General features: G+C 70.0%; 20 protein-coding genes. 7 read left to right on the top strand and 13 right to left on the bottom strand.

From position 1 onward, the window contains the following. Positions 1-98: 98 nt before the first annotated feature. Positions 99-1,526, bottom strand: a complete 1,428-nt coding sequence (locus tag ACFWP5_RS01800) for an MFS transporter (protein WP_384148862.1) — start codon at positions 1,524-1,526, stop codon at positions 99-101. A 101-nt stretch (positions 1,527-1,627) separates the two neighbouring features. Between ACFWP5_RS01800 and ACFWP5_RS01795 the strand changes: the two genes are divergently transcribed. Beyond that, positions 1,628-2,524 carry a helix-turn-helix transcriptional regulator gene (locus ACFWP5_RS01795; protein ID WP_384148860.1) on the top strand — a complete coding sequence of 299 codons (897 nt, stop codon included), beginning with the start codon at positions 1,628-1,630 and terminating at the stop codon, positions 2,522-2,524. 88 nt (positions 2,525-2,612) lie between these two features. Here the strand turns inward: ACFWP5_RS01795 and ACFWP5_RS01790 are convergent, their stop codons facing one another. Beyond that, on the bottom strand, positions 2,613-4,058 hold the full coding sequence (locus ACFWP5_RS01790; RefSeq protein WP_384148858.1) for an MFS transporter: 1,446 nt from the start codon (positions 4,056-4,058) through the stop codon (positions 2,613-2,615). Positions 4,059-4,161: 103 nt separating this feature from the next. On the opposite strand from ACFWP5_RS01790, the gene dusB reads away from it, so the two are divergent. After that, complete coding sequence (gene dusB / locus ACFWP5_RS01785) at positions 4,162-5,322, top strand: tRNA dihydrouridine synthase DusB (protein ID WP_384148856.1); 1,161 nt, start codon at positions 4,162-4,164, stop codon at positions 5,320-5,322. A 39-nt stretch (positions 5,323-5,361) separates the two neighbouring features. On the opposite strand, the gene ACFWP5_RS01780 is transcribed toward dusB, so the two are convergent. From ACFWP5_RS01780 to ACFWP5_RS01770, 3 genes are all read right to left on the bottom strand, one after another. After that, on the bottom strand, positions 5,362-6,930 hold the full coding sequence (locus tag ACFWP5_RS01780; protein WP_384149069.1) for a sulfatase-like hydrolase/transferase: 1,569 nt from the start codon (positions 6,928-6,930) through the stop codon (positions 5,362-5,364). Between the two features lie 1,444 nt (positions 6,931-8,374). Then, positions 8,375-10,312 (bottom strand): glycogen debranching N-terminal domain-containing protein, encoded by a 1,938-nt coding sequence (locus ACFWP5_RS01775; protein ID WP_384148854.1) that lies wholly within the window; start codon positions 10,310-10,312, stop codon positions 8,375-8,377. Further along, on the bottom strand, positions 10,309-11,781 hold the full coding sequence (locus ACFWP5_RS01770; protein ID WP_384148852.1) for a hypothetical protein: 1,473 nt from the start codon (positions 11,779-11,781) through the stop codon (positions 10,309-10,311). Before ACFWP5_RS01770 ends, ACFWP5_RS01775 begins: the two co-directional genes overlap by 4 nt. Positions 11,782-11,901: 120 nt before the next feature. Here ACFWP5_RS01770 and ACFWP5_RS01765 point away from each other — a divergent pair, with 120 nt between their 5' ends. Both ACFWP5_RS01765 and ppdK read left to right on the top strand, forming a co-directional pair. After that, positions 11,902-13,104, top strand: a complete 1,203-nt coding sequence (locus tag ACFWP5_RS01765) for an ROK family protein (protein ID WP_384148850.1) — start codon at positions 11,902-11,904, stop codon at positions 13,102-13,104. A 406-nt stretch (positions 13,105-13,510) separates the two neighbouring features. Beyond that, on the top strand, positions 13,511-16,231 hold the full coding sequence (ppdK, locus tag ACFWP5_RS01760) for a pyruvate, phosphate dikinase (RefSeq protein ID WP_384148848.1): 2,721 nt from the start codon (positions 13,511-13,513) through the stop codon (positions 16,229-16,231). A gap of 132 nt (positions 16,232-16,363) precedes the next feature. Here ppdK and ACFWP5_RS01755 read toward each other — a convergent pair whose 3' ends face one another. The 4 genes from ACFWP5_RS01755 to ACFWP5_RS01740 all read right to left on the bottom strand — a co-directional run bounded on the left by ACFWP5_RS01755 (position 16,364) and on the right by ACFWP5_RS01740 (position 18,856). After that, positions 16,364-16,804: a hypothetical protein gene (locus tag ACFWP5_RS01755; protein ID WP_384148846.1), complete on the bottom strand. Its 441-nt coding sequence runs from the start codon at positions 16,802-16,804 to the stop codon at positions 16,364-16,366. Positions 16,805-17,028: 224 nt separating this feature from the next. After that, entirely contained in the window at positions 17,029-17,799 is a 771-nt protein-coding gene (locus ACFWP5_RS01750; protein WP_384148844.1) for a GntR family transcriptional regulator, read from the bottom strand. A 34-nt stretch (positions 17,800-17,833) separates the two neighbouring features. Beyond that, entirely contained in the window at positions 17,834-18,250 is a 417-nt protein-coding gene (locus ACFWP5_RS01745) for a TIGR03668 family PPOX class F420-dependent oxidoreductase (RefSeq protein ID WP_384148842.1), read from the bottom strand. Positions 18,251-18,391: 141 nt separating this feature from the next. Then, positions 18,392-18,856, bottom strand: coding sequence for an excalibur calcium-binding domain-containing protein (locus ACFWP5_RS01740; protein ID WP_384148840.1), 465 nt, complete (start codon positions 18,854-18,856; stop codon positions 18,392-18,394). A 211-nt stretch (positions 18,857-19,067) separates the two neighbouring features. Between ACFWP5_RS01740 and ACFWP5_RS01735 the strand changes: the two genes are divergently transcribed. Next, positions 19,068-19,994 (top strand): oxidoreductase, encoded by a 927-nt coding sequence (locus ACFWP5_RS01735; protein ID WP_384148838.1) that lies wholly within the window; start codon positions 19,068-19,070, stop codon positions 19,992-19,994. Between the two features lie 34 nt (positions 19,995-20,028). Here the strand turns inward: ACFWP5_RS01735 and ACFWP5_RS01730 are convergent, their stop codons facing one another. From ACFWP5_RS01730 to ACFWP5_RS01715, 4 genes are all read right to left on the bottom strand, one after another. After that, positions 20,029-20,826: an SDR family NAD(P)-dependent oxidoreductase gene (locus ACFWP5_RS01730; protein WP_384148836.1), complete on the bottom strand. Its 798-nt coding sequence runs from the start codon at positions 20,824-20,826 to the stop codon at positions 20,029-20,031. Positions 20,827-20,896: 70 nt separating this feature from the next. Further along, a complete protein-coding gene (locus ACFWP5_RS01725) occupies positions 20,897-21,481 on the bottom strand; it encodes a TetR/AcrR family transcriptional regulator (protein WP_384148834.1) in 585 nt (194 codons plus the stop codon). A gap of 68 nt (positions 21,482-21,549) precedes the next feature. Continuing rightward, on the bottom strand, positions 21,550-22,689 hold the full coding sequence (locus ACFWP5_RS01720) for an LLM class flavin-dependent oxidoreductase (RefSeq protein WP_384148832.1): 1,140 nt from the start codon (positions 22,687-22,689) through the stop codon (positions 21,550-21,552). 217 nt (positions 22,690-22,906) lie between these two features. Further along, positions 22,907-23,827: a LysR family transcriptional regulator gene (locus ACFWP5_RS01715; protein ID WP_384148830.1), complete on the bottom strand. Its 921-nt coding sequence runs from the start codon at positions 23,825-23,827 to the stop codon at positions 22,907-22,909. 165 nt (positions 23,828-23,992) lie between these two features. Here ACFWP5_RS01715 and ACFWP5_RS01710 point away from each other — a divergent pair, with 165 nt between their 5' ends. Together ACFWP5_RS01710 and ACFWP5_RS01705 are read left to right on the top strand one after the other, a co-directional pair. Beyond that, positions 23,993-25,393, top strand: coding sequence for a M20 family metallopeptidase (locus ACFWP5_RS01710; protein ID WP_384148828.1), 1,401 nt, complete (start codon positions 23,993-23,995; stop codon positions 25,391-25,393). A gap of 96 nt (positions 25,394-25,489) precedes the next feature. Next, complete coding sequence (locus tag ACFWP5_RS01705; RefSeq protein WP_384148826.1) at positions 25,490-26,806, top strand: MFS transporter; 1,317 nt, start codon at positions 25,490-25,492, stop codon at positions 26,804-26,806. The last annotated feature ends 13 nt before the right edge of the window (positions 26,807-26,819 follow it).

The raw sequence follows: 26,819 nt of genomic DNA, 5'->3' as shown, positions 1-26,819 counted from the left end.
CCGGCACAGAGTGTGCAGCAAGACCAACATCAACAGGGCTCAATTCACGCCGAGTTGTCCAAGCTGTGAACATGTCATCCGGCATGTCGCCCGACATTTCATCCGATCGTGCGCGGCAGCCGCAGGCTGAGCAGCCCGGTCAGTACGACTCCCGCCAGCTGCGCCAACAGGGTTATCGCCAGGGCGTCCCGCATTCCCATGCCCGGGACCAGGGAGAGGAAGAGGGTGCCGAGCGTGGCCACGCCCAGTGCCAGCGCGGACTGCTGGGTGGTGACCATGACCCCGGCGCCCACACCGGCGCGGGCGGTCGGCACCTCGGACAGGATGATCCGGAAGATGATGGGGAGTTGGAGTGCCTGACCGGCGCCGGCGACCGCCGCGCCCGGGAGCAGTTCGACGAACCCGAGGTGCGGCCAGGAGCGCCACACGGCCAGCACGATCAGGCCCAGACCCACCGCCTGGATGACCGAACCGGCGGTCACGACTCGCGTGCCGTACCGGTTCACCAGCCGCGGCCCGGCGAGCGAGGCGAGGAAGAAGGTCACCGCCAGCGGGACGAGCGCCAGACCCGCCGCGACCGGGCCGAGACCGGCGCCACTCTGCAACGCCACCGCGATCACGAACATGAACCCGCTGAACCCGATCGCGAACGGCACGATCATCACCAGCCCGCGCCGCAGCGAGGTCAGCGCCAGCAGACTCGGCGGCACCAGCGGCGTACGCCCCTGCCGGTCCGCCCTGCGCTCCACCGCGTAGAACGCCGACGCGATGCCCGGGAACGCGGCCAGCGACAGCCACGTCCACAGCGGCCAGCCCGCCGCCCGGCCCTCGGTCAGCGGGACCAGCAGCGCCAGCAGGGACGCGCCGAGCAGGAAGGTGCCGGGCACGTCCACCGGCTCCGGGTGCTGGGAACGGGTCTCCGGTACGACCTTGGCGGCCAGGAACAGGCCGACGATGACGACCGGCACGTTCACCAGGAACACCGCGCGCCAGCCGGTACCGGCGATGTCCGCGGCGACCAGGACCCCGCCGAGGATCTGGCCGGCCACCATGGCGAGGCCGGCGGTCGCGCCGTACAGGCCCATCGCCTTGGCCCGGCGCGGGCCCTGGGTCGCGGACTGGATGGTGGCGAGGACCTGCGGGAGCATCGCCGCGGACGCCGCGCCCTGCGCGATCCGCGCCGCGACCAGCGTCCACGCGGTGGGCGCGAGCCCGCACGCCAGCGAGGTCACGCCGAACGCGGCCATCCCGCCCAGGAACAGCCGACGGCGGCCGAACAGGTCGCCGAGCCGGCCGCCGAGGACGAGCAGTACGGCGTACGAGACTCCGTAGCCGGCGACGACGAGTTCGAGGACGGCCTCGCTCGCCGAGAGGTCCTTGCCGATGGTCGGCAGGGCCACGTTGACGATGAAGAAGTCGATGAGGGGCAGCGCCGCGGCGAGCAGCACCGTGAACAGTCCGAGGCCGCTGAGCACGGGCGCCGCCGCCGGGGATCGGACGGTGCGGGAAGCGATGGTTTCGGTCACGCTGACGAGCGTGCGCCTCTCGCGAGACTGGTACCAGAGTGTCCTTATCCTGGTAGCAGGACTACCTGGAAACAGGCTCCGTACAGCGGCAGACTGGAGCGATGACGACGATGGCACAGGAGACGGTGACAGAGGCAACGGTTGAGGCGGCAGGTGCTCCGCAGACCGCGTCCACAGTCCGGCGTCACGAACTCGCCGCCTTCCTGCGTCACCGCCGGGAGCACATCGCCCCCGAGCAGGTCGGCCTGCCGCGCGGCACCCGGCGCCGTACGCCCGGGCTGCGCCGCGAGGAGGTCGCGCAGCTCGCCGCGGTCGGGGTCACCTGGTACACGTGGCTCGAACAGGCCCGGGACATCCAGGTCTCCGTACAGGTCCTCGACGCCCTGGCCCGCACCCTGCTCCTGGACGGCAGCGAACGCTCCCACCTCTTCCAGCTGGCCGGTGCGATCGACCCGCAGCCGGCCACGAGCTGCGCGGTCGTCACACCCGCCCTGCAGGCGATGCTGGACCAGCTGGACCCGATCCCGGCCTGTCTGCAGAACAGCCGGTACGACATCCTCGCCTACAACCGCACCTACGGGATGCTGCTCTGCGACCTGGACGCGGTGCCGCCGGAGGACCGCAACTGCATGATCCTCTCCTACACGCACGAGGAGTGGCGGTCGTCGATCGTGCACCTGGAGAAGAGCCAGCGGCTCATGGCCGCCCGCTTCCGGGGCTCGATGGCCGACCATCTCGCCGACCCCACCTGGAAGATCCTGCTCAAGCGGCTGCGTACGTCCCCCGAGTTCTGCGAGGTCTGGGACCGCCACGAGGTCATGGGCGCCAGCCCCCGCCGCAAGGAGTTCCGCAACACCCGCGTAGGCCGCATCACGGTCGACCACACCGACCTGTGGCTGGGCCCGGCGAGGGGCCCGAGGATGGTGACGTACGCTCCCGCGGACGAGGAGTCGAGGGCGAGGCTGGAGAAGCTGCACGCCATAGCGCAGGCGAGGTGAGGGTCTTTTTTTGGGGGCGCGGGGCTGTGACATTGTGCGGCTCCGCCGCGTGGGCGCGACCAGCCACAACGGACCCGCACCCGCAAAACTAAGCGCTGATCCCCGCCGCTTCGCGCACTTCGACTGACGACAGCTTCTCAGCCGTACGCTCAGCGGTCCGCCGAGCCCAAGGCCCACTGGTAACCGCCCCGAGCACCAGCACCGCAAGCCCGCACACCACCAGAATCCACCACCCGGGCCGAGCCGCAGAAACAAACGTCTCCTTGTACGACGACGCCCCGATCCCGGAAGCCAACACCGCCCCAACGATCGCAACCCCGAGCGTCTGCCCCAACTGCCGGCTCGTGGACGCGACGGCCGCCGCGACCCCGGCCTGAGCCCGCGGCATCCCGGACACCGCCGTGTTGGTGATCGGCGCGTTCACGAACCCGAAGCCGATCCCGAACAGCGCGTACCCGATGAACCGCGTGACGCTGGACGTCTCCGCCTCGAACCCGGCGAACAGCACCGCACTCGCCGTCATCGCGGACCCGGCGATCAGCAGGGATATGCGCGGCCCCCGACTGCCGACCAGCCGCCCGGAGATCGGCGCGCACAGGAACGTGGGCACAGCCATCGGCAGCATCCACAGGCCGGCGTGCAGCGCGTCCAGACCGACCACGTTCTGCAGATACAGCGTGGACAGGAACAGGAAGCCGCCCAGCGCCGAGAACGCGCTGATGGCTATCACCGTCGCCCCACTGAACGGCGCCGAACGGAAGAAGCGCAGGTCGATGAGGGGCTCGTCGCGCCGCGGCTCGTACCAGAGGAGCCCCGCGAGGGCGACCAGCGCGAGGATCGCGAAGGGCAGGATCGAGGTGAGGCCCGAGCTCGGCGCCTCGATGATCGCGTACGTCAGGGAGCCGAACAGGGCGATCACCAGGAGCTGGCCGACCGGGTCGGCACGGCGGGCCTTGGGCGCGCGGGACTCGGGGATGAACTTCAGCGTGAGCAGCAGCGCGGCCAGGCCCACCGGCAGGTTGATCCAGAAGATCGAACGCCAGCCGACCGAGTCCACGAGCAGCCCGCCGATCAGCGGACCGGCGGCCATCGATATGCCGACGACCGCGCCCCACACGCCGATCGCACGGGCGCGCTCGCGCGGCTCGGTGAAGGTGTTGGTGATGATCGACATGGCGACCGGGTTGAGCATCGAGCCGCCGACCGCCTGGATCATGCGGAACCAGATCAGCGCGTTCAGATCGGGCGCGAGGGAGCAGAGCAGGGAGCCGAGGCTGAAGACCACCAGGCCGGCGATGAAGACCCGCTTGCGGCCGATGCGGTCGGCCGTGGAGCCCGCGAGCATCAGCAGGGAGGCCAGGACCAGGGTGTACGCGTCGATCGTCCACTGCAGACCGGAGGTCGACGCGTGCAGATCGGTCTGCATCGCGGGCAGTGCGACGTTCAGGATGGTCACGTCCAGGCTCACGATCAGCAGACTCATGCAGCAGATCGCGAGCACCAGCTGTCGGCGGCGGTGGCTGAGCTCGGGCATGCGAACCATCGTACGCCAAACTCGATAGTGCGGCTAACTAATTACCGGTACATGATCCTGCGGCCGAGCACCTGACGCGGTACGGGACAATGGAGGAATGTCCATGCCCGTGTCCCCGTCTGTCTCCCCGGCCGTGTCGCCCTTGCGGATCGGCCCGCACACCGTCTCGCCGCCCGTCGTCCTGGCCCCCATGGCCGGGATCACCAACGCGCCCTTCCGCACCCTGTGCCGGGAGTTCAGTGGCGGTAAAGGCCTGTTCGTCAGCGAGATGATCACGACCCGGGCGCTGGTCGAGCGCAACGAGAAGACCATGCAGCTGATCCACTTCGACGCGACCGAGAAGCCGCGTTCGGTGCAGTTGTACGGCGTGGACCCGGCGACCGTCGGCAAGGCCGTCCGCATGATCGCGGAGGAGGGGCTCGCCGACCACATCGACCTCAACTTCGGCTGTCCCGTACCGAAGGTCACCCGCAAGGGCGGCGGCTCCGCGCTGCCGTACAAGCGGAACCTGCTGCGGGCGATCCTGAAAGAGGCCGTCAGCGGGGCCGGTGACCTGCCCGTCACGATGAAGATGCGCAAGGGCATCGACGACGACCACATCACCTTCCTCGACGCCGGCCGTATCGCCGTCGAGGAGGGCGTCACGTCCATCGCGCTGCACGGGCGCACGGCCGCCCAGCACTACGGCGGTACGGCGGACTGGGACGCGATCGCGCGCCTGAAGGAGCATGTGCCGGAGATCCCCGTGCTCGGCAACGGCGACATCTGGTCGGCCGAGGACGCGCTGCGGATGGTGCGGGAGACCGGGTGCGACGGGGTCGTGGTCGGGCGCGGATGCCTGGGGCGGCCGTGGCTGTTCGCCGACCTCGTGGCCGCCTTCGAGGGGCGGGACCAGGACATCGCGCGGCCTGCTCTGCGCGAGGTCGCCGATGTCATGGTGCGGCACGCGACGTTGCTCGGTGAGTGGATCGGGGACGAGGCACGCGGGGTCATCGACTTCCGTAAGCACGTCGCCTGGTACCTGAAGGGCTTCGCGGTCGGTTCCGAGATGCGCAAGCGGCTCGCGATCACGTCCTCGCTGGACGAACTCCGGGCCGGGCTCGACGAGTTGGACCTCGACCAGCCCTGGCCCGTGGGCGCCGACGGGCCCCGCGGCCGCACGTCCGGCAACAACCGGGTGGTGTTGCCGGACGGTTGGCTGAAGGACCCGTACGACTGCGCGGGGATCGGCGAGGACGCGGAGCTGGACACGTCCGGCGGCTGAACCCGCTTTGGCAGGCGCTCAGTTCGTCTTCCGCTCTGCTCAGTTCGTCTTCGGGTGGGGCGTCGAGCCGTACGCCGTGAGGAACTTGTCGCGGAAGTCGCTCATCTTCCACACCGGGGCCTTGTGCGCGGGGCGCAGGCCGTCGCTCCAGTTCCAACTGTCGATCTTCTCAAGGACCTTGGGGTCCTTGGCGACGATCGAGATCGGCACGTCACGGCTGGCGTGGTTGCCGCTGACGCGGGCGATCGGCTGGTGGTCGCCGAGGAAGACGAGCACGGTGTTGTCGTTGCCGTAGCGCTCCAGCCACTGGGTGAGGGAGTTCACCGAGTACTGGATCGACTTGCCGTACTCCTGGCGGGACTTGGTGGTGTCGGCGATGACACTGGACGCCTTGGTGCCGGCCTTCTCGATCGAGTCGAAGATCGAACCGTTGCCCAGCTGGTCCCACGGGACGAGCTTCGGGATCGGCGCCCAGGGCTGGTGGCTGGAGGTCAGGATCAGCAGGGACATCAGCGACTTGCCGTCGGTGCGCGGCTTGCTGTGCACCTGGTTCTGGAACTGCTGGAGCGCGTACTGGTCGGGCATCGTCGACCAGCTGAACTTCGGTCCCTTGTAGCCGAGTTGGAAGGCGTTGTAGACCTTGTCGAGGCCGTAGAAGCTCTGCTCCGGCCAGCCCTTCTGGATGCCCGGCATCACGCCGACGGTGTCGTAGTCGCCGGTCTTCTTGAAGGCGTCGGTCAGGCTCAGGTGGTCGCTCGCCATCACCGTGCGGTAGCGCTGCTGGTTGCTGACCCACAGGCCCGACATGGTGGTGGAGTGGCCGAGCCAGCTGCTGCCGCCGTACGTCGCCGAGGTCAGCCAGCCGCTCTTCGCGGCGAAGCCTGCCTTGGAGAGGGCCTTGGTGTCGGCGGCGAGGGTCGAGTCGACGCCGGGCGCCATGATCGGGTCCTCGATCGCGCTCCGGCCGTAGCTCTCGATGAAGGTGAAGATCATGTCCTTGCCGCGCAGGTCCGGGACGAGCTGGCTGCCGGGGGTGTTGCCGAAGGCGTCGACCTTGGCGACCTTCTTGAACTCGGCCTCGTCGCGCAGGGTTTCCTGCACCGCGCGCACCTGGTACTTGATGACACCGGCGGTGTGGTCGGCGGCGAGCGGGATGCCGTGGAACTCCAGGGCGAACGCGGTGAGGGTGATCCACACCGTGCCGGCGATCAGGGTGCCCTTGGTCGCGAAGGCCTTGTAGGTCACCAGTACGTTGCTGAGCCGGACCGTCGCCAGCGCGACGAGGACGATCAGCACGACGATGAGCGCGATCAGGCCGACCGTGATGACTTGGGTCGCCGTCCCGCCGAAGGTGTCCTTCAGATACCCGCGGGCGTCACCGAACAGGCTCCAGTCCAGGATGATGTTGAAGTGCCGGCCCAGGTATTCGTTGAAGCCCATGTCGAACATGTTCAACACGGCGATGGCCCCGACGAGAGCGCCGAAGCCCGCGGCCATGACGATCCGCGCCCGCCGCGGCAGGCTCAGCAGGATCACGGCCGCCATGATCGCCTCCGCGGGCAGCCGCGCGAACTCCATGAGCCGCAACTGCCCCAGCGTGTTCGGCATCTCCAGGCAGATGTAGACGAGCACGGCAGCGAGGAAGGTGACGACCCAGGAGAGGGTCAGCGCGGCAACGGGGTGTTTCTCCCGCCAGGCCTGCATACGGCGACGGAGGCCCAGGCGGCTGCTCCAGGTGCGGGGGCCGGGGCGCTTGGGTCGGGGGGTGGTGGCTTCGGCGGGGTCGGGGGTGGCGGCTGGGTCGGGGGTGCCCGGGGCGGTGTCCGCGGCGGCTTCGGCTTCGGCGTCGGTGACCGTGACGGACTCGGTTGAGGTGTCCGCGTCCGTGTCGGTGGCTGAGGCGTCGGGTTCGGCTTCGGTGTCCGGGGCGGTCGCGGTGGCCTTCTCGGCGCCCTCGGAGCCGGCGCCCTCGGGGGCGGTGGCGTCGGCGTCCTCGGTTGTCCGGGACTTCACGACGCTGGACGCGGTGTCGGGCGTCGAGGCGGACACGGTTTCGGGCGCGGCTTCCGCCGTGGCCTCGGGCGGTGCTTCTACGGCCCGTTCGGGCGCGGGGGCTTCGGCTTGCTCGGTCTCGGCGCCCGCAGCGAAACCGACCTCGGTCTCGGCAGCGGCAGGGGAACCGGCCTCGGTCTTGACGGCGGCAGAGGCGCCTGCTGCGGTTTTGGTGCTGGTGGGTGAACCGGCCTTGGTTTTGGTGCCTGCAGGGGAGCCGGCCTTGGTCTCGGTGCCCGCAGGGGAACCGGCCCTGGTCTTGGCGCCGGCAGAGGGCTTGGCCTTGCTCTTGGCGCTCGCGGGGCCGTCGGCTTTGGTCTCGGCGACTGCGGAGGTTCTGGACTTGGTCTTGCCGCCGGCGTTCGCCGAAAGGTTGGCCCGTGTCTCGGCGCCAGCCGGAAGATCGGCCTCAGTGTCCGCACCCGTGGAAAGGCCGACCTCAGTGTTGGCGACTGCGGAGGTTCCGGCCCTGGCTTTGCTGCCGGAGCCCGCCGAAGCGTTGGCCCGCGTATTCGCGCCCCCGCGAAGCCGTGCCTTCGTCTCCGCGCTTGCGGAAAGCTTGCCCTCGCTCGCGGCGACCGCGGAAGTGTCGGCCTCGGCCTCGTTCTTGGCGTTCGCCGAAAGGTTGGCCTCCGGCTCCGCGCCCGCGGAAACCTCGCCGTCGCCCTCGTCAGCCGCGGAGCTCCCCGCGTCGGCCTCGGACTTGGGCTCAGTGTCGGCGGAGATGTCGGAGGCCTCCGGGGTTGTTATCGCGCCGCCCGGTGCCGGTTCGTCGTTCGTGTCCGGCGGCAGTACCTCGCCATCGGCTGCCCCGGCCGTATTCGGTGTCTGGCGTGTGCTCGTGTGCTGAGGCAACCCGAAGGTCCTTCCGTGCGAGGCCCGTGATCGGAGTGGCGGTCCGAACTGGGGAGGCAGGACCGCCGTCATTCCGTACGAGTTGCCTCACGCCCCTGTTCACGGAACTGGGCAAACACCCGGCAAACGCCTTATCACCGTTGTGTCACGCGCCCCCGACCGCCGTGAGCAGCGCCAATGGAGCCGCCGCCGAACGGGACTCCCGCACGCACGCGTGCGGGTACGGAACCGGCTCCGGGTGGGTGTCGCGGCCGTAGCCCGCGAGGACCTCCGGGAGGCGGTGGCCGGTCGCCGTCGCCGCGTCCACCAGCGCGTGCGCGACCGTGCGGGCCTCGTCGTGCAGGCCGTAGCGGGCCAGGCCCAGCGTGATCAGCGCGTTGTCGTGGGGCCAGACCGAACCCCGGTGGTACGAGAGAGGGTGGTACGCCGCTTGGCCGGAGGCGAGGGTGCGGACTCCCCAGCCCGAGAAGAAGTCCGGGGCCAGCAGCCTGCGGCCGACCAGCTCGCCGTACTCCTTGTCCAGCAGGCCGGACCAGAGCAGGTGGCCCGCGTCCGACGCGAGGGCGTCCACCTGCCTGCCCTCGCCGTCCAGCGCCAGCGCCGGGAAGGAGTGCTCCCGCATCCAGAAGTCCCGCTGGAAACGGTCTCGCAGGTCGGACGCGGCCTGTTCCAGGAGGGCCGCGTACTTTTCGTCCTCCCATACGGTGCGGGCGAGTTGAGCCGTGCGGCGCAGCGCGTCGTACGCGTAACCCTGCGCCCCCGCCGCCATCACCGGACCGCTCGCGCGCGTGCCGTCGGCGCCGCAGATGGCGCCGGGGGAGTCCTTCCAGTTCTGGTTGGCGAGGCCGCCCTGGTCGGCGCGGTAGACCAGGTAGCCGCGCGAGGTCAGGCCGCCGTGGTCGAGCATCCAGCCGATCGCGGCACGGGCGTTGGGCTCCAGGCGCCGGGCCAGGGTCGTGTCACCGGTCTGCTCCACGTACGCGCCGAGCAGCACCAGGAACAGCGGGGTCGCGTCGACCGAGCCGTAGTAACGCCCGTATGGCACCTGCCCGAAGTGCGCCAACTCGCCGTGCCGTACCTCGTGCACGATCTTGCCGGGCTGGGACACCGACTCCGCGCCCACGGCCGTCGCCTGCGTCGCGGCGAGCGCCGGGAGTGTGGCGGCGGCGAGTTGGGGGCGGTAGGGGAGGGCGAAGAGGGACGTGAGGAGGGCGTCTCGGCCCAGCAGGGTCAGGAACCAGGGCGCCCCGGCCGCCGGTACGCGCAGTTCCTCGCCGTCCGGGCCCGTCGCCGGGACCTGGAGCGAGGCCAGGTCCGACAGGCCCCGGGCGCAGGCGGCGGCCAACTCCGGCCAGCCGGTGGGGAAGGAGACGCCCTGGACGTACTCGCCCTCCAGCGCGATGAGCTGGTCGTTCAGCGCGGACGGTGAACGCGGTACCCGCAGGGCGCGCTTGTCGCCGTGCGGGCGGGCCATCACGCGGAGCGCCAACTCGGCGGTGCCGTGCGGTTCGAGGTCCAGGGTCCACACCATGCGGCGGGCGCCGGTGCCGGTCTCCTCGACGCCGTCGGGAGCGGGCTCGGCCGTGACCGTCGTACAGGACCGCCATTCGCCGCGCTGGTAGGCGAACTCCACGCCGTCCTCCAGGACTTGGCGGGAGCGGGTGGCGCCGGTCTTCGCGTACGTGCGGTAGTCGGAGCGGAGTTCGAACTGGTCCGTGAAGTCGGCGTCCGCGGTGACCGCGAGCCGGACCGTCGTCGGCACCGGGCGGTTGCTGGTCACCTTCAGCGATTCGACGAACGCGCCGTCGCCCACGGCCTGTTCACGGAAGAGCGTGTGCGCGGGGGGCTCCTGGCGGCCGCCGCGCGGGACGAGGACGCAGCGCGCCATGTCCCCGTCGGCCACCGGCGTGAGTGCCTCCGGCACCGCGCCGTCGACCGTCAACTGCCAACGGCTCAGGTGCCGGGCGTCCCGTACGAATAACCCGTCCGGGGAACTGCCGCCCCGTACGCCGCTGATGTCCCCGCCGTCGCCCACGGCTGCGAACGTCCCGCCGTGCACGAGCAGATGATGCCGGTCCGTCATCCCCGGTCCCCTCCCTTGACTCCGTTCGCGACCTTGACTTCTCTGTCGTTCACTTCTGTGTCACGCATGTCGAACGTGCCGAGGACCGGGCCGGACACGCCGTGCCCGGGGGGCTCGTGAAGCAGATCGAGGGTCAGTGCGGCGGTCCAGCTGAAGCCGGTCGCGCCGCACGCCTCGCCGTCGTACGGGTCGACGTACTCGGCGAAGTCGGTGGTGTCGGCGGTCTCCAGGACCGCCTCGCGCAGGGTGTTTGCCCGTGTCTGCTCGCCGTGCAGCCGCAGACCCCGCTCCAGCAGCCAGCTCGTGTTGAACCAGGCCGGCCCGCGCCAGTACCGGTGCGGGTCGAAGGCCTCGCCCAACAGGTCGTAACTGGGCGGGAGTCGGGTGGTGTCGCCGAGCCCGAAGTGCGGGCCGCACGCTGTACGGACGAGGGCGGTGGCGATGTCCCGGGGCAGGTCGGGGAGGAGCAGCGGGATGAGACCGGAGACGCTGCGCTCGGGGATCAGTCCCTCGCCGCGCACGTCACGGCAGAAGAACATGCCCTCCGCCGGGTCCCACAGCCGCTCGATCAGCACCCCGGTGAGGCGCTCCGCGCGTGCGTGCCGGGCCGTGCCCGTCGCGCCCAACTCCCGGGCGATACGGGCCAGTGCGTGCTCGGAGGCGATGAGGAGGGCGTTGAAGGACGGGTCCTCCACCGCGAACTCGCTTGCCCCGTCGGCGTATTCGCCGTCCCGGTAGTCCGTCGCGAGTCGCACGTAACGGCCGTAGTCCAGATCCGTAGGCCGGTCCTCGGCGGCCCCGTGGTCGAGGTCGGCGCGGCGGAAGGAGCGGGCCGGGGCCGGCGTCACGCGTGCGAGGGGGGCGTCCCAGCAGGGGCTGTTGTCCATACCCTGTTCCCAGGGGTGCACGACGGACGCGAGTCCGCCCCCGCCGAGGTCGCGCCGGTGCAGCAGATAGCGGTGCCAGGCGGCCAGCCGGGGGTAGACACCGGCGAGGAAGCCACGCGCGCGGGACAGGCCCGGATCGGCGCGGTGCACGAGCCATGCGGCGAGCGCGTGGACCGGTGGCTGCACGATGCCCGAGGTCTGTACGGTGCGCGGGGCGCCCGTGGCGTGCCCCGCGGTCGAGGAGCGCCAGAAGTCGGGGCTCGGGAAGTACGCGTCGAGCGGCACGGAGGGGTTGAAGACGATGTGCGGGATACGGCCGTCGCCCCACTGGGCGGCGAGCAGCGTCTCCAGCTCCGTCTGCGCCCGCAGCGGCGAGAGGTGCCGCAGACCGATCGCGATGAACGCGGAGTCCCAGGACCACTGGTGCGGATACAGACCACGGGAGGGGACCGTTGAGGTGCCCGTCCAGTTGCCTTCCAGTACGGCAGCCGCCCTGAGGTGCAGGGAACCTGACAAGGGCGGCGGATCGTATACGAGAGTGCGCTCCCTGGGGAGGGCTGTGAGCTGGGCAGTGCGATCCACGCGGGGCTCCACGAAACACGTCGTGCCGACCGGTTCGGTCATGGCTACCGTAGGGTTACGTCTATTTAACACGCAAAACTCAATATGTAATGCAGGGTTGGGAAACACAAGGGGGTGCGCATGACTGGACGAGGTCAGGCGAGCGCCGGCGATCTGCTCGAACTGGTGCGTACAGGGCGCGCCACGACCCGCGGCGCCCTCCAGCAGGTGACCGGGCTCTCACGCGCGACCGTCGGCCAGCGCCTGGACCGGCTGTTCCGCGCGGGCTGGCTGCGCGAGGGCGCGGGCGGTCCCGTGGACTCCCCGTTGGGCGGCAGGCCCTCGATCACCCTGGAATTCGACGACGCCCACGCCGTAGTCCTCGCGGCGGATCTGGACACCCGCCACGCGCGCGCGTGCGTCCTCACGCTCACCGGCGAGATCCTCGCCGAGCACGGCGGCACGCTCGTCATCGAGGACGGCCCGGACGCCGTACTCGGCGAACTCGGCCGCTGGTTCGCCGAGCTGCTGGAGAAGGCCGGACACCAGGCGTCCGAGGTCTGCGGCATCGGGCTCGCGGTCCCCGGGCCCGTCGACAGCGAGACCGGCCGCGTCGTCCAGCCGCCGATCATGCCCGGCTGGGACGGCTACGACATAAGAGGCCGCCTGGCCCGCGCCTTCACCGAACACAGCGGCGCCCCCCGGGTACCGGTCCTGGTCGACAACGACGCCAACCTCATGGCCTACGGCGAACAGCGCACCGGACACCCCGACTGCTCGGCCTTCGTCCTGGTCAAGGTGTCGACGGGTATCGGCGCGGGAGTCGTCGTCGGCGGTTCCATCTTCCGGGGGATCGACGGGGGCGCCGGCGACATCGGCCACATCCGCGTCCCGGCGGGCGCGCAGGCGCTGTGCCGTTGTGGGTCCTACGGCTGTCTCGCCGCCGTCGCCAGCGGTGGTGCCGTGGCGCGACGGCTGGCCGAGACCGGGGTGCCGGCGGCGTCCGGCTCGGATGTGCGGGACCTGCTGGCGTCGGGGCACCCGGGAGCGGCCGCGTTCGCCCGCGAGGCGGGACGGCAGGTCGGGGACGTCCTGGCGACCGTGGTGACGCTGCTCAACCCCGGGGTTCTGATGATCGCGGGAGATCTGGCCGGAACCTCCTTCCTCACGGGCGTACGCGAGCTGCTGTACCAGCGGGCGCTGCCGCGCTCGACCGCCCATCTGCACGTGCTGACCTCACGGCTCGGTGAGCGGGCCGGGCTGGTGGGGGCGGGGGCGCTGGTCGTGGAGCATCTGTACGCGCCGGAGCGGGTCGAGGAGCGGTTGCTCGCGCTGGGCATGTGACGTCCGCGTTTCCGTTCAGGACACCCGTCCGGATGGTGAAATCCGGCCGGGTATGGAAGCGTGATTCTCGCCACCTTTGATAGGGGTGGCGCTCAGGTGAGCGGATCTTGCGCGGCTGCACTTCTCCAAGGGGTGGCACTCCGTGCCACCCCTTGATCGTTCATCGATCGAAAACAGGCGAGCCACAACCCGCTCGCATGAGCGGAAAATCCTGCACTTGGGCGGTGCTGTGTTCAAGAAGTGAAAACATCCGGCGGCGAGCACTTGCCGAGCTTTGACTTTCGATCCGCTGGCGGACGACTGGTTACGGACGCATGACATGCAAGTGGACGTACCCAGGCGCCTTCGATCTGGGTATGTTCCTGGCCGTCAGGGCAGCCGTCGAGTCCTCGAGGAGTCGAGACCCGTGTCGGAAAACAAAGAACCCCACGTAGCGAAGTTCGTTTACGACTTCACCGAGGGAAACAAGGACCTCAAGGACCTTCTCGGCGGCAAGGGCGCGAACCTCGCCGAGATGACCAACCTGGGCCTCCCCGTCCCTCCGGGTTTTACCATCACGACCGATGCGTGCAAGACCTACCTCGACAGCGGGGACGAACCCGCGGCACTGCGTGACGAGGTGAGTGCACACCTCGACGCGCTTGAGTCGACGATGGGCAAGAAGCTCGGGCAGGCCGACGACCCCCTCCTCGTATCGGTCCGTTCCGGGGCGAAGTTCTCCATGCCCGGCATGATGGACACGGTCCTGAACATCGGCCTCTCCGACAAGTCCGTGCAGGGCCTGGCGAAGCAGGCCGGCGACGAGCGCTTCGCGTGGGACTCGTACCGCCGCCTGATCCAGATGTTCGGCAAGACCGTCCTCGGCGTCGACGGCGACCTCTTCGAGGAGGCCCTCGACAAGGCCAAGGACGCCAAGAAGGTCACGGTCGACACCGAGCTGGACGCGGCGGACCTGAAGAAGCTGGTCACCCGGTTCAAGCGGATCGTCAAGACCGAGGCCGGCCGCGACTTCCCGCAGGACCCGCGCGAGCAGATGGACCTCGCCATCCACGCGGTCTTCGACTCCTGGAACACCGACCGCGCCAAGCTCTACCGCCGCCAGGAACGCATCCCGCACGACCTCGGCACGGCGGTCAACGTCTGCTCGATGGTCTTCGGCAACCTGGGCCCCGACTCGGGCACGGGCGTCGCCTTCACCCGCGACCCGGCCAGCGGCCACCAGGGCGTCTACGGCGACTACTTGCAGAACGCGCAGGGCGAGGACGTCGTCGCCGGCATCCGAAACACGGTCCCGCTCGCGGAACTTGAGCAGATCGACAAGAAGTCGTACGACCAGCTCATGCAGATCATGAAGACCCTGGAGAACCACTACAAGGATCTCTGCGACATCGAATTCACCATCGAACGCGGGCAGTTGTGGATGCTGCAGACGCGGGTGGGGAAGCGGACGGCGGGTGCGGCCTTCCGTATCGCGACCCAACTCGTCGACCAGGGGCTGATCGACGAGGCGGAGGCCCTCCAGCGGGTCACCGGCGCCCAGTTGGCGCAGCTGATGTTCCCGCGCTTCGACGACGAGGCGAAGGTCCAGCAAGTCGGCCGGGGCATCGCGGCCTCGCCGGGTGCGGCGGTCGGCAAGGCGGTCTTCGACTCGTACACGGCCGTGAAGTGGTCGCGTTCGGGCGAGAAGGTGATCCTGGTCCGCCGCGAGACGAACCCGGACGACCTCGACGGCATGATCGCGGCGGAGGGGATCCTCACGTCGCGCGGCGGCAAGACGTCGCACGCGGCGGTGGTGGCGCGGGGCATGGGCAAGACGTGCGTCTGCGGTGCCGAGGAGCTGGAGGTCGACACCAAGCGGCGCCGGATGACGGTGCCGGGTGGTCACGTGGTCGAGGAGGGCGACGTGCTCTCCATCGACGGCTCCAGCGGCAAGGTGTACCTGGGCGAGGTCCCGGTCGTCCCGTCGCCCGTCGTGGAGTACTTCGAGGGCCGGATGCACGCGGGTGCCGACGACGCCGACGAGCTGGTCGAGGCGGTCCACCGGATCATCGGATACGCGGACCGAGTACGCCGGTTGCGCGTGCGCGCCAACGCGGACAACGCCGAAGACGCGCTGCGCGCCCGCCGCTTCGGCGCCCAGGGCATCGGCCTCTGCCGTACGGAGCACATGTTCCTCGGCGACCGCCGTGAGTTGGTGGAACGCCTGATCCTGGCCGACACGGACACCGAGCGCGAAGAGTCCCTCAAGGCCCTTCTCCCGCTCCAGAAGGCGGACTTCGTCGAGCTGTTCAAGGCGATGGACGGACTCCCGGTGACGGTCCGCCTGTTGGACCCACCGCTTCACGAATTCCTGCCGGACATCACGGAGTTGTCGGTCCGAGTAGCGCTCGCGGAGTCCCGCCAGGAGTCCCACGAGAACGACCTGCGACTCCTCCAGGCGGTCCACCGCCTGCACGAGCAGAACCCGATGCTGGGGCTGAGGGGTGTGCGACTGGGCCTCGTCATCCCGGGCCTGTTCACGATGCAGGTACGGGCGATCGCCGAGGCGGCGGCCGAACGCAAGGCGGCGAAGGGCGACCCGCGCGCGGAGATCATGATCCCGCTCGTCGGCACGGTCCAGGAGCTGGAGATCGTCCGCGAGGAGGCCGACCAGGTCGTCGCGGAGGTGGAGGCCGCGACGGGCACGTCGCTGAAGCTGTCGATCGGCACGATGATCGAGCTGCCGCGCGCGGCACTGACGGCGGGCCAGATCGCCGAAGCCGCGGAGTTCTTCTCGTTCGGCACGAACGACCTCACCCAGACGGTGTGGGGCTTCAGCCGCGACGACGTCGAGGCTTCGTTCTTCACGGCCTACCTGGAGAAGGGCATCTTCGGCGTCTCCCCCTTCGAGACGATCGACAGGGACGGTGTGGGTTCGCTGGTGAAGCTCGCGGCGAAGGCGGGCCGCGAAACCCGCCCGGACCTGAAGCTGGGCGTCTGCGGCGAACACGGCGGCGACCCTGAATCGGTCCACTTCTTCCACGAGGTGGGACTGGACTACGTGTCGTGCTCGCCGTTCCGGATTCCGGTGGCGCGACTTGAGGCGGGACGGGCGGCTTCCGCGGGGCAGGGGAGCGACCACCGCTGACAGACCCCGGGGCAGCCGTCGGTCATCCTGACCCTCACCGACACGGCGGCGGTTCCGGAGCATGAAAGAGGGCGGCACCCCTGTGCGGGGGGTGCCGCCCTTTTGCGCTGGTTGTCGCGCCATGTCCGTGAGTTATCGGCAGTCGGTGATGGTGTGGCAGTCGCGGCCGCAGCGGGGTGTCAGCAGGATGCCCGCGGATCTCGGAAGGAATACGTCCTGCGTTTGGCGGCATTCGCTGTGCAGGTCCTCGTAGCCGGGACGCTCCGCCAGCGTGCACTCGGCTGAGGGCGGGGGAGCCTCCTTGGCGGTGCCAGGCTTCTTGATGGCCTTTGCGAGAACGGAGTCTGCCGCTACGGACACCCCATACCTGGAACGGGAGTTGGCTTCGGCGACGCCCGCGCTCAATGCCTCCGCCGGACTGGTGGGCACGAGCCGCTCCGGCCGTGCGTCCCACTCCGTGCCGCCGCCGAGCGGCCTGAGTTGCACGTACGGTCCCATGAATCCCATGACCTTGCCGACTCTGTTGGTGGCCGTGTCCTTCACGATGTCGCCCACCTGCGGTGTGTCCGTCATCGTGCCGCCTCGTCGAGCAGGGCCGGTTGTCGTTCGAGGGTTCGCCGTAAAAGGCGCATATCGGCTCCTTCGCGCAGCCGGCGGCACCTCGGGTGTGCGTCGAGGCGCGGCCTTCACTTGTATATCCAAGTTGAAGCGAGCGTAGTGAGATGAGCTTGGATATACAAGTCGCTGTCGAAGGGTCGGTGTCCGAGGCTGTCAAAGCCTGAGGTCAGAGCCCGAGATCAGGGCACGTCGATGACGTACTGGAAGAGATGGCGGTCGCCAGGTACGCGTGAGTCCAGTACTTCGACCACTCGCCCGTCCTCCACGCAAGCGCTGCGCAGTACGCGAGCCAGGGGAACGCCGGGCGGGATGCGCAGTGCGCGGACTTCCGACGGGGTGGGCATGCGAATTTCCAGGTCCTCGACGAAGCGTACGATCCGCTGGCCCACCGGTCCGGCGGGATCCTCGATGAGAGCACTCACGCCGCCGGGGATGCGTCCGGGCTTCTCCACCGGGCTGTCGGCGAACAGCTCCCCCGGGTAGTAGCCGTCCACCAACTGCATGGGCTCGTCGTCGATGAGGAATGCGCGACGCCGGACGATCACCGAGGCATCCACCGACAACCCGAGCCGCTCCGCGACTTCGGCCGGGGCGGGAACCCTCTCCACCGACAGGATCTGCTGCCGCGCACGCTGCCCCTGCGCCGCGGCCTCGGCGGTGAAGTTGCTTACGCCGGTGGAACGCCGCTCGCGGAAGTTGGCCCCGGTCGTCTGCAATCGAACTCTGGGCGGCTGCCGTACGAACACACCCCTGCCCTGTTCGCTGATCAGCAGTCCGTCGGCCTTGAGCAGGGACAACGCTTTGCGCACGGTGACCCGGGTCGTGCCGTACTCGTCCTTGAGCTCGTTCTCCGACTTCAGCTTCTCGCCCGGCGTCAGCCTGCCCGCCGCGATCGCTGCCCGCAGGTCGTCCGCGATCCGTCGGTACGGAGGAAGATCTCGGTCCGGCATGTACGCCACCTCGGGTTCGGCTGTCGCGGCAAGGCTATGTGAAGGCCCAGCCGCTCCACTGCTCGACCCGAATCGCGACCACGGGGCCTCCGGGAGGGGAGTTCCTGTACTGGTCGTACTTGCCGCACAGCAACTCCACCGCGTGGTGCCGTTCCTGTCCGTCCTCCAGCACTTCGCCAAGGCCGTCGGCGCGAGCCCACCACAGCGTCGACCAGTCGTCGGCGTAGTGGTCCACGAGCACTGTCACCGACGGGTTCTCCCTGATGTTGCGCAACCGCCGTAGATTCCATGTGCTCTTGGGCTTGTGGTCGACCGCGAAGTACAAGGCGTCGTCCAGGGCGACGAAGGTGACGGGAACGGCGTGAGGTACCCCGTGGGCATCGGCTGTCGCCAGCCGGGCGACGGGTGACGCGGCAAAACGTTCCCGGGCGACGAGCGGCGAGAGCTTCATGTGGTCCACCGTAGCGAGGCCTCGAAGTGGCTCGGGGGTGACAGGTCGGCGATCGCGCACCGGCGTCCTGTTCTGCCACCCCCCGAACTGGGCGAACTCACCCCGGTGACGAAGACTCAGGCGACGCGGCCTTTGTCCCGGTCACTCGCAGGCGACCCCGTCCCCGTCCCGGTCGAGGTGGGAGTCGTAGCCCGGGTCGCCCGTGTGCAGGGGTGTGACGCCGGCGGCGCGGGCCGCGGTGCAGTTCGTGTAATAGGTGCTGCCGCCGCCGGAGTTGGTGTCGTCGGAACCCGAACCCGAACCGCTGCCTGCGGCGGCCTCGGCGGTGACCGTCTTGGTGACCTTGACGGTCTTGGTCGTGGTGACCGTGGGCGCGGGGGCCGGGGTGGCGGTCTCCGCCGTGGTCGCCGTGATGGTCATCGTCGGCTGGGGCTTGGCCGCTGCGGGCTTCGCGTCGGCCGTCGTGTCGGTTTTCTTGTCCTGGCCGGAGCCGCCCGCGCCGATGCCGATGAAGAAGGCCAGGGCGAGGGCGGGGAGTACGTAGCGCTTGCGGGCCCATCGGGGTGCGGGGCGGACGGGCTGGAACGGCGGCTGCGGCTGGGGCATGGGTGGTGTTGCGTACGGGTGGGTCATCTCGTCCCCCTGTGTCTGGTGAGACACGGACCGTATTGCCCCGGTGAGGGATGTGAAGGAGGAGTGACCATCTTGTGATGGATATGTCGCTCGGTGTGAGCGGAGCGGTGTCGTGTCGGCTCTCGTACGCTGTGACTCCACCCGCTTGCGGACGCTCGCAGACGCTCACCGAGGGAGCCCGATCATGTCCGGCTGGAACGAGAAGGCCGTCCCCGACCAGCGCGGCCGGGTCGCCGTCGTCACCGGGGCCAACAGCGGGCTCGGCTACGTCACCGCGCGGGAGCTGGCCCGCAAGGGTGCCCGGGTCGTGCTCGCCTGCCGGAGTGAGGTGCGCGGGAGTGAGGCCGCCGACCGGATCGTGGCCGAAGTGCCGGGCGCCGAGGCCCAGTTCGGGCGGCTGGATCTCGGGGATCTCGCGTCCGTACGGGAGTTCGCGGCCACTTTTCCGTACGAGCGGCTCGATCTGCTCGTCAACAACGCCGGGGTCATGGCGATGCCGTACGGCACGACGGTGGACGGGTTCGAGACGCAGTTCGGGGTCAACCACCTGGGGCACTTCGCGCTCACCGGGCTGCTGTTGCCGGCGCTGCTCGACGCGCCCGACGCCCGGATCGTCACGCTCTCCAGCTTCATGCACGTGCTCGCCAACATCGACATCGACGACCTCAACAGCGAGCGCCGGTACAGCCGTTGGACCGCGTACTGCCGTTCCAAGACCGCCAACCTGCTCTTCACGCACGAGCTGGCGCGACGGCTCGCGGCGGCCGGTTCGAGTGTGGTCGTGGCCGCCGCCCACCCCGGGTACGCCGCCACCAACCTCCAGACCGCCGGGCCGCAGGCGGAGGGGCGCAGGGGCGCCGAGCGGCTCATGGAGGTCGGCAACCGGGTCCTCGCCCAGTCGGCGGAGTCCGGCGCGCTGCCCTCCCTCTACGCGGCCACCGCCCCCGACGTACGACCTGATTCGTTCTTCGGCCCCCGTATCGCCATGTGGCGCGGGGCACCGGCACCGTCCTGGCGGGCACCCTGGACTCTCAACGACCCGATGGGGCAACGCCTTTGGGCTGCCTCGGAGGCGTTGACGGGAGTCGTGTACGACCAACTCAAGGCGTGAGCACCCGAGTTACCGGCACTCAGGCCCCTGCCATTCACGCCGTCGCGCCGCTGTCCACCACCAGGTCCGTGCCCACCACCGACGCCGCGTCGTCCGAGGCCAAGTAGAGGACGGCGGCGGCCACTTCGGAAGTGGCGGAGATACGGCCCAGGGGGAGCGTGGCCCGTACGCGTTCGGCGCGGTCGGCCTCCGTCTCGCCGGCGCGCAGGGACATCGGGGTGTCGGTGGCGCCGGGGCTGACCACGTTGATACGGACGCCCTCGCGGATGTGGTCCACGGCGGCACCCCTGCTCAGCACGGCGACGGCGGCCTTGGAGGCGGCGTAGGCGGCGGCGCCGGGGCTGCTTGCGTGCACGCCGAAAGTGGACGCCACGTTGACGATCGCGCCGCCGGACGGCTGGGCGCGCATCTGCCGGATCTCTGCCTGGAGCGCGAGGAAGACACCGGTGACGTTGATGTCGAGCTGCGTACGCCAGTCCTCCTCGGTGAGGTCGGCGAGGGGGCGTCCGCCCCGGAAGATCCCCGCGTTGTTGACGGCCACGTCGAGCGATCCGTATCGGTCGACGGCGGCCTGCACCAGGGCGTGGGCGTCAACTGCCTTCGAGACGTCGGCAGTTACCGCGAAGGCCTTACCGCCCCCGCCCTGGGTCCCGACCCCTGCCTCGATCAGTGCCACGGTTTCGTCGAGCGGTTCCCGACGCCGCCCAGCTACGACGACGTTCGCCCCCTCCGCCGCGAACGCGAGGGCGATCGCCCGTCCGATGCCGGAGCCCGCCCCGGTGACGAGGGCGGTCCTGTCGGTAAAGCGGGCGGATGTGTGGCGGCTGGTCATGATCTCCCCTTTTCTTGACCGATCGTTTCAGTATGAGGGTGCGAGAAAGCACCTCGGGTGGAGCGGGGCTTCAGGCGAGCAACGTCAATGCCTGTTCCGCCGCGTCCCGCACCCGCGCCGGGTCCCCGGACGCCCGGCCGACCACCCGCAGCCCCTGCATCAGCACCAGCAGCATGCGCGCGAGGGCGAGCGGATCGCGGTCGGCGGGCAACTCGCCCTGCGCCTGCGCCCGCACCAGCGCCGAGCGCAGCACCGCCTCCAACTGGTCCCAGTTGCGCTCGACCAGCCGGGTCGCGGCCACGTCGTGCGGGGCGAGTTCGGCCGCCGTGTTGGTCACCAGGCAGCCCAGCGCCCGGAGTTGCTCGTTCGCCGCCTCCGCCGCGTACCGCCGTACGATCGCTCGTACGGGCGGCAGCGCGGGGCCCGGCTGGGACAACTCCCGCACCATCGGCGTGAGTCCCGCCCGGTCGTAGCTCTCCAGCGCCTTCAGATACAGCTCGTGCTTGCTGCCGAAGGCCGCGTAGATGCTGGCCCGCCCGATGCCGAGGTGCTCGACGAGGTCGGACACCGACGTCGCCTCGTAGCCGCGTCGCCAGAACAGCTCCAGGGCTGCCCGCAGCGCGGCCTCGGGATCGAACTCCTTGGTCCTGGCCATGCTCCGCAGCCTAGGTTCATCGAGAACGATCGGTCAAGAAAGCCTGTCGATGTGCGCGGGCCCGCCGGTCACGCGAACTCGGGGATCAGCTCGCCCACCCGCCGGATGCTGTCCATGACCCGCTCGTGCGGGATCGCTCCCACCTGCTGGAAGCACATCAGGCGGTCGATGCCCGCGTCCGCGTACGCCCGCAGTTTCTTGCGGCAGGTGTCGGGGCTGCCGACGATCAGAGAGTCCTGCGCCACCAGCGCCTCGAACAGTTCGTCCTCCGGGACGGTCTCGCCCTGGAGGATGCGGCCGATGGCCAGTTGGGCCGCGTTGGGGACCGTGTCGACCTCGTCGCGCAGGAACGCGCCGGTCAGACCGCCGCCGGTCGGGTCGGCCAGGATGCCCTGCTGGATCGTCATCGTCTCGACGAACGCGTCCGCCGCCTCGAAGAAGGTGAGCGCCCGCGCGGTGTACCAGGCCGCCGCCGCTGCGGCGCCGGACCGGAGTGCCTCCTCGTCGGTCTCGGCGCAGTGGACGAACGTGAAGAAGGCGATCTGGTCGTTGACGAAGGCGCCGGCGGGCTGTTCGCAGTCGGCTACGGCCTCCCGGTACAGCTCGACCAGCCGGGCCACCCGGGTCAGCGGCTCCCAGAGGGTGGTGCCCAGGACGCCCACTCCGCGCCGGCCCGCCTCCTCGAAGGACGCAGGACTGGAGGCCGCCTGCCACAGGGGCGGGTGCGGTTGTTGCAGTGGTGCCGGGACGAGTGGCTGGTCGCCGGCGCCCGTCCACAGTCGGGGTATCTCCTCGAAGGCGCGCTGGGTCTGGGCGCGGGCGCCCGCCGGGTCCACGCCGAACATGCGCCACTCCGGTGCCGTGGAACGGGTCAGGCCCAGCTCCACCCGGCCGCCGCTCAACTGGTCAAGCCAGGCGGCCCGTTCGGCGACCCGCCTCGGGTGGTTGATCTCGGCCGGCGCCAGTACCGCCGCGTGGCCGAGCCGTATCCGGGACGTGCGCTGCGACAGCGCCGCCAGCAGCAGCTCAGGCGCCGAGCTGAGGCTGAACTCCGCCGCGCCGTGGTGCTCCACCTGCCACCAGCAGTCGTACCCGAACTCGTCGGCGAGCACGGCCTGTTCGACCGCCTCCGTGATCCGCCGGTGTTCGTGGTCCTCGGTCGCCCACGGCCCGGGGTCCTGGATCTCGCTGAACATGTCGAGCTTCACGTGCCGAACTGCCCTTCTCTCCGGCCGACTTGTGATGGGAAGCGCTCCCACGCGGCCGGATCAGATTGTCAGGGAAGTGTGTTACGGGCGTGACGTCCCACTGTGAGGCTCATGTGTAGACCGTGCGGATCAGGCAGAACGCGCGGATCAGGCAGAACGCGCGGATCATGCGGATCACGCGGATCGTGTGGGCCGAGCCGATCGTGCAGGCCTTGCGTCAGAGGGACCGGTCCCGCCGCAGCGACGCCACCAACAACTCGGTGAACTGCGTCGCCGACCAGGACGGCCGTCGCCCCGTCGCCGTCTGCACCTGCGCCTCGCGCTGCCGGAACACCGGGTGGTCGACGGGGACGTACGACACCCCCTCGGTCGCCGTGTCCCGCTCGCCGTCTCCGAGATCGCCGAGGTCTCCGACGAGGGCGAGGCCGCCCCCGGCGCGCACGAACTCATACTGCGGAGCGAGGCTGTCGCAGACCAGTGCGGGGCGGACCGTGATCCCTTCCAACTGCGCCCCGATGTCGAAGAGTTCACGCTGACTGGTGCCTGGTGAGGCCAGCGCGAGCGGGTACGCGCACAGGTCGGCGAGGCCGATGCGGTCGCGTCCGGCGAGTTCGTGACCGAGGGGGACGATCGCCGCCACCGGGACCACGACCGCACACTCGACGCGGACATCGTGCTGCGGGCCCATCGTGTAGGTGACGGCGACGTCGGCGAGGCCCTCGACCACGCGGCGGGTCGCCTCCTGGCGGGCGACGACGTCCACGCGGAAGGCCACGTCGGGGTGGGCGCGCCGGAAGTCGGCGATCGCCCGCGGCACCAGCCGCCGCGCGAACCCCTCCGAACAGGCGACCGCGACACTGCGCGCCTCCGCCCCCCGTCCTGTCCTCAACTCCTCGACGAGCGTGGTCGATTCGGTCTCGGTGCGGCGCGCGTGGGCCAGCAGCCGGGAGCCGGCCTCGGTCAGGGTCATCCCGCGCGGATGCCGGGCGAACAGCGGAACCCCGATGCCGGACTCCAGCTTGGCGACCTGCCTGCTGATCGCCGACGGTGCGACGTTCAGGGCATGGGCCGCCTCGGTCACCGATCCGGTGCGGGCGACCTCCAGGAAGTAGGCGAGGTTCACCGGCAGGAGTTGCATAGGGGTCCCCTGTGGTCATGCCTGTGGTCACGTAGTGCGTTGCCGAAAGTAGAACGCATCACGTCACAAACGGCAATGGTCGCAGGCCCGGATCCGCCCTACTCTGCTGGGACGACGAGAGCGCACCGCCCGGCCGACCGCCGCCGTCCCTGGAGAAATCTTCCCGTGATCCCTGAGAAACTGGCCCGTAAAGCCGAGGAGTTCGTCGACTCGGGCGCCTTCTTCACCGAGCTGGCCACCATGGTCGCGTACGCCACGGAGAGTTCCCGACCGGAGGGCCGCCTTGCCATTGAGGCATACCTCGACGAGTTCCTGACCCCCGCCCTGACCGCCCTCGGCTGCGAGGTCGCGCGCTACGACAACCCCGATCCGGCGGCCGGCCCGTTCCTGATCGGCACCCGCGTCGAGTCCCCCGACCTCCCGACCGTGCTCGTCTACGGCCACGCGGACGTCGTCGAGGGCCAGGCGGGCCGGTGGAGCGAGGGCCGCGACCCGTGGACGCTGACCGCCGAGGGCGAACGCTGGTACGGGCGCGGCGCCGCCGACAACAAGGGCCAGCACCTGGTCAATCTCACGGCCCTGCGTCTACTCCTCGCCGACCAGGGCTCGTTGGGCTTCAACCTGACCTTCCTGCTGGAGTCCGGCGAGGAGATCGGCTCGCCCGGACTCGCCGAATTCGCGGCGGAACACCGGGAGTTGCTGCGCGCCGACGTGCTCGTCGCCTCGGACGGACCACGCCTGGACGCCACGACCCCGACGCTGTTCCTCGGCGCGCGCGGCGGACTCCAGCTCCAACTCACCGCCGATCTAAGGCCGGACGCCTACCACTCCGGCAACTGGGGCGGCCTGCTGCGCAACCCCGCCACCACCCTCGCCGGTGCCATCGCCACCCTGGTCGACGGCCACGGCCGTATCCGCGTACCGGAGTTGCTGCCGCCCACGATCCCGCAGGAGGTCCGCGAGGCACTCGCCGGCGTCACCGTCGCGGCCTCGGCCGGTGACCCGGTGCCGGACGAGGGCTGGGGCGAGCCCGAACTGACCGCCGCCGAACGGCTCTACGCCTGGAACACCCTCGAAGTCCTCGCCCTCGGCGCGGCCGACGCCGACCGGCCGGTCAACGCGATCCCGGGCAGCGCCCGCGCGGTCCTCCAACTGCGGTACGTCGTCGGCACCGACGCCGGTCAAGCCGCCGACGCCGTCGCCCGGCACCTGGCCGAGCACGGGTATCCGATGGTCGACGTCCGCGTGCTCGGCAGCTTCGCCGCGAGCCGCACCCCGCTCGACGACCCGTGGGTGCGCTGGACCCGGACCACGCTCGAAGAGGTCACGGGCGGCCCGATCGCCGTCCTGCCCAACATCGGCGGCTCCCTGCCCAACGCCGTCTTCACCGACGTCCTCGGCCTGCCGACCCTCTGGCTGCCCCACTCCTACCCCGGCTGCCTCCAACACGCCCCCGACGAGCACCTGTTGGCGTCGATCGCCCGCGAGGGCCTCGTCCTGGCGGCCGGCCTGTTCCACGCGCTCGGCCAACCGCCCGCGGACCGCCCGCTCCCCACCCACGCGTAGCCCCAACTCCCGTACGACCACCGACAACTCCCGAGTCTCGGCACCCGCGCCCCGTCCGGCACACCCCTCCCCGACACCCCGCCGGAAGGACTCCCGATGACCGCTCCGTCCCCCCAGCCCATCCAGTCCACCCATCCCGACGACACCCGGGCGCCGAGCCGCCCCAGCGCACGACGTGCCATCGCGGCGGCCACCATCGGCAACGCGCTCGAATTCTTCGACCTCGCCCTGTACGCGCTGATGGCTTCGTACATCGGCCGCACGTTCTTTCCCGGCGGCAATCCCGGCGTCCAACTGGTGCAGGCCTACGCCGTGTTCGGCGTGACGTATCTGATCCGGCCGCTCGGCGGGCTGCTGCTCGGCGCGTACGCGGACCGCAACGGCCGTAAGAAGGCACTGGTGTTGTCGATCCGCCTGATGGTCCTCGGCACGCTGCTGCTCGCGGTGATGCCCGGCTACGCGACCCTCGGGATCGCGTCGACCCTGGGGATCGTGGTCGCGCGATTGATCCAAGGCTTCGCCGCCGGGGGCGAGTTCGGGGCGGCCACGTCGTTCCTGGTCGAGCAGGACGACCGGCGCAAGAGTTTCCTCGGTAGCTTCCAGTTCGCCAGTCAGGGCCTGTCGACCCTCATGGCGGCGGGCTTCGCGGCGGCCCTGACGGCTCTGCTCTCCGACGCCCAGATGACCTCGTGGGGCTGGCGCGTGCCGTTCGCGTTCGGCCTGCTGATCGGCCCGGTGGGCTATTTCGTACGGCGCTACATGGACGAATCCCCGGCGCTGGCACCGGAGTTGGAGCAGGCCGCGCCGACGCCCTCCCCGATCGTGTCGGTCTTCCGCGACCACTGGGGCGGGCTCTTGATCGCCGGCGGTGCGCTGATCGTTTCGACGGCGCTGAACTTCATGCTCCAGTACCTGCCGACGTACGGCATCGGTCAACTGGGCCTGGACGCCTCGCTGTCGTTCACCGCGCTGCTCATCGCCGGGGCCGTCCTGACCTTCGTCACGCCGCTCGTGGGGCTGTTGGGCGACCGGCACGGCCGGCTGCGCATCATGATCCCGGCCGCCGTGCTGATCGGCGTGAGCGTCGTCCCGCTCTTCCTGTGGCTCAACGCCTCGCCGTCCTTCCTCACCCTCGCGCTGTGCACCACCGTCCTCGCCCTGCTCAAGGCGGTGTACTTCGGCACGCTGCCGTCGGTGATGGCCGACGTCTTCCCGGCCCGGGCCCGCGCGACGGGCCTGTCGTTCAGCTACAACACGACGGTCGCGCTCTTCGGCGGTTTCACGCCGACGATCTCCGCGGCCCTGATCCAGGCGACCGGTTCACCGGTGGCACCGGGCTACTACCTGCTGGCCACGGCCGTGTTGAGCACCGCCGCCCTGACGACCGCGCTGCGCACGCGTCGCATCCGGTGAGGAGGAGAACCCC

This window comes from Streptomyces sp. NPDC058469 (assembly GCF_042721125.1).
Classification (GTDB): Bacteria; Actinomycetota; Actinomycetes; order Streptomycetales; family Streptomycetaceae; genus Streptomyces.
This window is presented reverse-complemented; position numbering and strand designations above follow the sequence as displayed.